Raw genomic sequence first — 5,983 nt, forward strand, 5'->3', positions numbered from 1 at the left:
GAAAAGTCTTCCAGCGAGGATCCTCCACTCTGGTTCTTCAGGAGTTGTGAGTTGTAAGGCTGTATTTATGATTGCTTCATGAATTTGCCTTGTTGTAATTCCGTCAAAAAAGTGAAGTTTTAACTTTGCCTCAAGCTTTAAAGTATTTATGTCAAGTCCTTTGGCAGCCCAGTTTATAACTTTTCTAATCTTTTCTATGTTGAGAGGTTCTCTTGTTCCTTTTCGTTTTATGACTGTGATAGATGTCATCTTGCCTCCTCGAATCTTGTTAGAGGAATATTTTATGGACGAAAGGGGAAGTCGAATTGTAGTTAATTTTTGTCACTCAACAAATTGAGTATTTTTAGGATAGAGTATAAAAATTCAATAAACTTCTTAAAATCATTGGTTCACATCACCTCATTCTTTTAGTGGGTTGAGGAAAATCCGTTTACAAAATTTTTATCAAGTATTCAATATTTCCACTGCTTTTTTGAACCTCAAAGTCGGCAAGGAACGGAAATAGGTCTTTGACTCCTTTGTTTATCTTTATGACTATCCTTTTACGGGCTACTCTTTCTGCTTCCTTTAAAGTTTCTGGAAGTATAAAATCTTTTACAGCCACTTCTCTGAATGGTGCCATAACATCACAGTGCCACTTTGGTTTTACAAACATTGGTGAAAAGTAAACAACATCGAAGGATTTGTCCTTTTGTTTTTTTAAGAATTCATTATTGTCAGCGTTGATAGGTTCTATAAGATCAAAAGCAAACTCAGCTATTTTAAGTTTTCCTCTAGGTTTAAAGTTTTTTAGTCCTCTTTTAACTATTTCGTAAATCACAGGGTCTTTTTCAACTCCAACAACTTTTCTTTTTGATACAAAAGCGGAAAGAAGTGCATCTTGGCTAAGTCCTAAGTTGCAGTCTAAGACTGTATCACCTTCTTTTAAATCCATAGCTTTAATCATTGCTTCATATCCTGTTGCTATGTAATTAAGGAGTCTTATTTTGAAAAGTCCTGGATGGAAAAATAGCTTTTTTCCCGATAGGGTATGTAAGGTTAACTGAAGGTCTTTACCAACAACTAAAACATTTTTTCCAAACTCTTTCTTAATTGACTCAATTGTTCTATGGCGTCTTTTAACGTGAATGGTGCTAAACTTTTGAGCTAGTTCGTTTGCTTCGTTTATCATCTCTTTAGTTGGTTTTTTATCGGTTGTTATTATGACATCCATTTAATACTCCTTCTTGGGTTGGTTTACAGCTTTATAAATATAAATTAGAATTCCCCCTAACCAAACAGTTTTTGCGTGGAGGTCAAGAATGAAAACCTATGCTTACGGTTTTCCGCGTCTTGGTAAACAGAGAGAGTTTAAGAGGCTAATTGAAGGCTACTGGGCACAGAAAGTTTCAGAAGAGGAACTTTTAGAAGGTATTAAGAAGTTAAATCAGAAGAGAGAAGAAACTTACAAACTTTACGTTGATGCTTACCCACAGGGTGAAATGACCCTTTACGATCCAATGCTTGATGTAGCACTCCTTTTTGGAGTTTACAGTGCCAATACTCTTGATGAATACTTTGAACTTTGTAGAGGAAAAAATGCTCTTGAAATGACAAAATGGTTTAACACAAACTACCACTACTTAGTTCCAGACTTTGAAGGTAAAGAACCTAAGTTCTGTATATCCACTCCTTGCTGGAACAGACATGAGGATGCAACTGAAAACGTTCACCTTATAGCTCCATTCACATTCTTAAAACTTTCTAAGAACCTTAAATCTGAGTACTTTGGAAAGGCACTCAAGGAACTTACAGAAAAGTTTGTAGAGTACATTAACGAGAAAGGATTTAAGTCTGTTCACCTTGAGGATCCAGCTCTTGTAATGGAGCTAAGCGAGGAGGAATGGAATCTGATAGAAGAAGCTTACAAAGCTTTTGAAAAGGCGAATGCAGAAATAAACATCTTTACATACTATGATAGCGTTGATAATTTACAAAAGCTTTTTGACCTTCCAGTTTCCGGTATAGGTGTTGATCTTGTTCACGATAGAGGAGAGAACCTTTCTCAGCTAAAGGAGATAGATCCTAAGGGTAAAAAGCTATTTGCTGGTGTTGTTGACGGTAGAAATGTTTGGAGAAACGACCTCTTTAAGACTGCTGAAGTTTTAAAGGAGCTTTCCGAAAAGTTTGAAGTTATTATTACAAATGCTGCTCCTTTATTCCACCTTCCTGTAAGCTTACAAGGAGCAACACTACCAGAAGAACTATTGAAGAAGGTAGCTTTTGCTGAAGAGAAACTCAAAGAGCTAAAGCTTCTTTCTCAAATCTTAGAAGGAAATGAAGAAGAAGCAAAAGAGTGGGTTTCTGGACTTGAAAGTTCATTTGGAGAGATAAAAGAAGTAAGGGAAAGGGTTAAGAACTTAAAGGAAGAAGATTTCGTTAGAAATCCTTCTTACCAAGAAAGGATTAGGAAACAGCAAGAAGTTCTCAACCTTCCACTCTTTCCAACTACAACAATTGGAAGCTTCCCACAGACAGAAGAAGTAAGAAGAGTAAGGCTCCTTCATAGAAAAGGGAAACTTGATCTTGAAAGTTATAAGACCTTCATTAGAGGAGAAATTGCTAAAGCTATTCAAATTCAGGAAGATCTCGGACTTGATGTTTTTGTTCACGGCGAGTTTGAGAGAACAGACATGGTTGAATTCTTTGCTGAGAAGATGAAGGGTATCGCTACAACTGGAAACGGTTGGATTATCTCTTACGGAACAAGATGCTATCGTCCTCCAATCATTTACGGAGATGTTGAAAGAGATGGAAAGATGACCGTTGAAGAGATAGCTTTTGCTCAGAGTCTAACAGACAAGCCTGTTAAAGGTATGCTTACAGGTCCTGTAACAATTATAGCTTGGAGCTTTGTAAGGGAAGATATTCCCGTTTCTGAGGTTGCTTACCAGATAGCGCTTGCAATTAAGGATGAAATAAAGGATTACGAAGAAGCAGGAATTAAGGTTGTTCAGATTGACGAGCCAGCTATTAGAGAAAAGGCTCCTATTAAGAAGAGAAACTGGAAAGAATACTTTGACTGGGCTATTAAGTCCTTTAGACTATGCCACTCTTCTTGTAAGCCTGAAACCCAAATTCATACTCACATGTGCTACTCAGAGTTTGGCGAAATAATGGAGTACATTCTGGACATGGACTTTGATGTTATTTCTATTGAAGCTTCCCGTTCCAAGGGAGATATAATAGAAGCATTTGAAAGGGTTAACTTTGATAGACAAATAGGACTTGGAGTTTGGGACATTCACTCTCCATATGTTCCATCTCCAGAAGAGATGAAAGAAATAGTAGAAAGGGCACTAAAGGTTATTCCAAAAGAGAATTTCTGGATTAACCCTGACTGTGGTCTTAAGACAAGAAGATGGGAGGAAGTAAATCCAGCTTTAAGAAATATGCTAACTGTTGCCAAGACTCTAAGGGAGACCTAATGGGGGGCTCCCCCTTTCTTGATGTAGATATTCCAATTACCTTTCAAGACCATCCCGGGATTCAATCGGCGCTTCTTTATACAGAGATTCACCTCTGCAATCTTAACTGTTTTAAGTGCCACAATCGTGCGTCTTACAAAGAAAAAACAGCTAAGCTTTCTTACGAGGAGTTAAAGGAAAAACTTTCCATGCTTAAACTTCTGGGAGTAGAACTTATCATCATTTCAGGTGGAGAACCTACATTAGAAAAAGATCTTGAGAATGGATTAAAGGTGATTAAATCTTTTGGATTTCCTGTAAGAGTAGATACTAACGGAACAAATCCGGATGTTGTGGAAAAATTGATAAAAAGCGAGCTTGTTGATGGTTTTGCTGTTGATGTGAAGATTCCTATAAAGAATGAGTATACCCCCTTGGAACTTGAACGCTTTAAAACAATACTGTTTTCCGATTTTCAATTAGATGATGCTGTAGTTTATGAATATGCTAACAAACTAAGAATAACAATAGATATCATAAAGAGATACTCTCTACCCTACACCCTCTTTCGCACGGTAGATTATCCACTACTTAAAAATGAGGATAAAGAGGCGATAAAAGAGGTGTTAAAATCCCTCCCCCATCAGTTTAACCCGTTTTATAATGTGGAGGAATAACTCATGAATAAATACTTTAAGCTCATAGACCTCTTTATTCAGAATGATGACATTTCAAGAAACAATGCAAACTTTGTTAGAGGCGTTCCTGTCCTAGAACACGTTGTAACTGGCGAGTTAATGAAAGATTACCTCTTTGAAGTTATCTATAAAGGATTGCCAGTAAGAATCCACCATGAGGAAGGTTGGGCATATCATCATCAAACATACCGCTTAAGTGCCTATTGTATCGGTTTATCAGCTAAAGATATTGCATTCTATGGACTTAGAAGTAATGCTAAAAATGAAAGGAGAGCTGCGCCCCCAAAAAGACTAGAAACCCTTTTTATGCAGTGTGCAAACCTTATATGTCTTATAGCCCAGGAGGTTTCAGGTGCTACTTCCTTAAACGATCTTTCTACGGTTGCTGCTGGATACCTTTACTATCTTGAAAAGGAAAAAGGAAAAGCATATTCTGATTACGAACTTGAAAACCTTTGGCAAGAATTTCTTTACAACATAAATCTTCCTTTTAGAAGTGGAAATTCTCCTTTTTCAAACATAACCCTTGACTTTGGTAAACCTAATTCCCGTCTAAAAGATGAACCGGTAGTTTACGCTGGAAAGTTCCTTGATATCACTTACAACCAGATTCCTTCCCACTACTTTGACAGAATCAACGTTGCCTTCATAAGAGCAATGAAAAAAGGCGATGCAGACGGAAATCCTTTCACTTTTCCACTTATTACCGTTAACATTAATGAGGATTTTGACAAGAACAATCCTGCTTGGAAACTTCTCCTTAAAGAAAGTGAATACTTCGGTGGGTTCTACGTTCAAAACTACTTAAGGGAACCGTTTGAAAAACCTTCTATCTATAAAGAGAAAAATCCTTACATAAAACCTTTTGATGAAGGAATGATATATAGTAATTGCTGTAGAATGTTATTCGATATTTCCCAAGTTGAAGCTGTTACAGGTTCTAATCCATTCCACTCTGGAAGTGGAGTTGGGGGTGTAGGAGTTTACGCAATAAATATGAACAGATTACTTTTCCTTGCAAAAGATGATTTTGAATTCTTAAAGAAGATGATAGACTACACTATGGAAGTTGGTGCAAGAGCTCTTCAAAGAAAAAGAGAATGGTTGAGGAAGCACTGGAAGGATCTATATCCATATTTATCTTTCTATCAAAAGGATGACCGTTCCCTCTTTAATATCTTCTCGGTAGTTGGCGTTCATGAAGGGATGATAAATGCAGGTTTTAAGGGAGGACTGTTTAACGACGAAGCAAAAGATTATGCGCACCAGATAGCTCAGTACTTCTATGAAAAACTTCACCAATTTATGAAAAGAGATAGAGTATTATATTCTTTAGAATACGCTCCTAGTGAAAATGCAGCCTGCAAGATGGCAGAAAAAGATCTTGTCTTTGCCAATGCCTTAGCAGACGTTCTAAATGGAGAAAGAACTCCTAATATTTCTCAAGATCCACAACTTAACCTTTTTATTGAGGAAGCTCTTAAGAAATTTGGAGAGAAAATATTTGAAGTAGTAGGGGTAGAAGATGGAAGTAGCTAAGAGGGTAAAAGCAAAAATTTTTGTAAATGGGGATCCAACTTCAAAAAGGGTTTTCTTAACTTCTGGGTTTCAGGCTCCTTTTCAAGAGGGAGATCTTCTAAAACAAATAGATGTTAACTCTCACTTTCAATCTTATGCTACTGGTGGAAGTATTTTCCACATTTTCACTGCTGAGGAGATGAAACCGGAAGAACAGGAAAAGTTAATCTTCGGAATTATTGAAAACTTTCCTATCCAATATCTAACAAAGACTCCTTTTCTAACAACTTGCAATTCCTGTGGACATAAGATGGTGGGTAG

Annotated in this window: 6 protein-coding genes; 4 read left to right on the plus strand and 2 right to left on the minus strand. The window is 36.9% G+C overall.

Annotated elements, in window-relative coordinates; translation table 11 throughout:
- A partial coding sequence (locus tag ABGX27_03175; protein ID MEO2068493.1) for an ATP cone domain-containing protein occupies positions 1 to 249 on the minus strand: 249 nt, incomplete at its 3' end.
- 181 nt (positions 250 to 430) lie between these two features.
- Positions 431 to 1,213 (minus strand): class I SAM-dependent methyltransferase, encoded by a 783-nt coding sequence (locus ABGX27_03180; GenBank protein MEO2068494.1) that lies wholly within the window; start codon positions 1,211 to 1,213, stop codon positions 431 to 433.
- Between the two features lie 88 nt (positions 1,214 to 1,301).
- Between ABGX27_03180 and metE the strand changes: the two genes are divergently transcribed.
- From metE to nrdD (ABGX27_03200), 4 genes are all read left to right on the plus strand, one after another.
- A complete protein-coding gene (gene metE, locus ABGX27_03185) occupies positions 1,302 to 3,467 on the plus strand; it encodes a 5-methyltetrahydropteroyltriglutamate--homocysteine S-methyltransferase (GenBank protein MEO2068495.1) in 2,166 nt (721 codons plus the stop codon).
- The gene (locus tag ABGX27_03190) at positions 3,467 to 4,123 is read left to right on the plus strand and encodes a radical SAM protein (GenBank protein MEO2068496.1); all 657 of its coding nucleotides are present in this window, start codon (positions 3,467 to 3,469) and stop codon (positions 4,121 to 4,123) included. Before metE ends, ABGX27_03190 begins: the two co-directional genes overlap by 1 nt.
- Before the next feature lie 3 nt (positions 4,124 to 4,126).
- Complete coding sequence (gene nrdD / locus ABGX27_03195) at positions 4,127 to 5,683, plus strand: anaerobic ribonucleoside-triphosphate reductase (GenBank protein ID MEO2068497.1); 1,557 nt, start codon at positions 4,127 to 4,129, stop codon at positions 5,681 to 5,683.
- On the plus strand, positions 5,670 to 5,983 hold a 314-nt coding region (gene nrdD / locus ABGX27_03200; GenBank protein ID MEO2068498.1), incomplete at its 3' end, for an anaerobic ribonucleoside-triphosphate reductase. The genes nrdD (ABGX27_03195) and nrdD (ABGX27_03200), both read left to right, overlap by 14 nt.

This window comes from Desulfurobacteriaceae bacterium, assembly GCA_039832905.1.
GTDB lineage: Bacteria > Aquificota > Aquificia > Desulfurobacteriales > Desulfurobacteriaceae > Desulfurobacterium.

What these genes read in the sequence shown, in the direction of transcription:
- ABGX27_03180 (MEO2068494.1), bottom strand. Translation starts at nt 1,213, where the DNA reads ATGGATGTCATAATAACAACCGATAAAAAACCAACTAAAGAGATGATA.
- metE (MEO2068495.1), top strand. Translation starts at nt 1,302, where the DNA reads ATGAAAACCTATGCTTACGGTTTTCCGCGTCTTGGTAAACAGAGAGAG.
- ABGX27_03190 (MEO2068496.1), top strand. Translation starts at nt 3,467, where the DNA reads ATGGGGGGCTCCCCCTTTCTTGATGTAGATATTCCAATTACCTTTCAA.
- nrdD (MEO2068497.1), top strand. Translation starts at nt 4,127, where the DNA reads ATGAATAAATACTTTAAGCTCATAGACCTCTTTATTCAGAATGATGAC.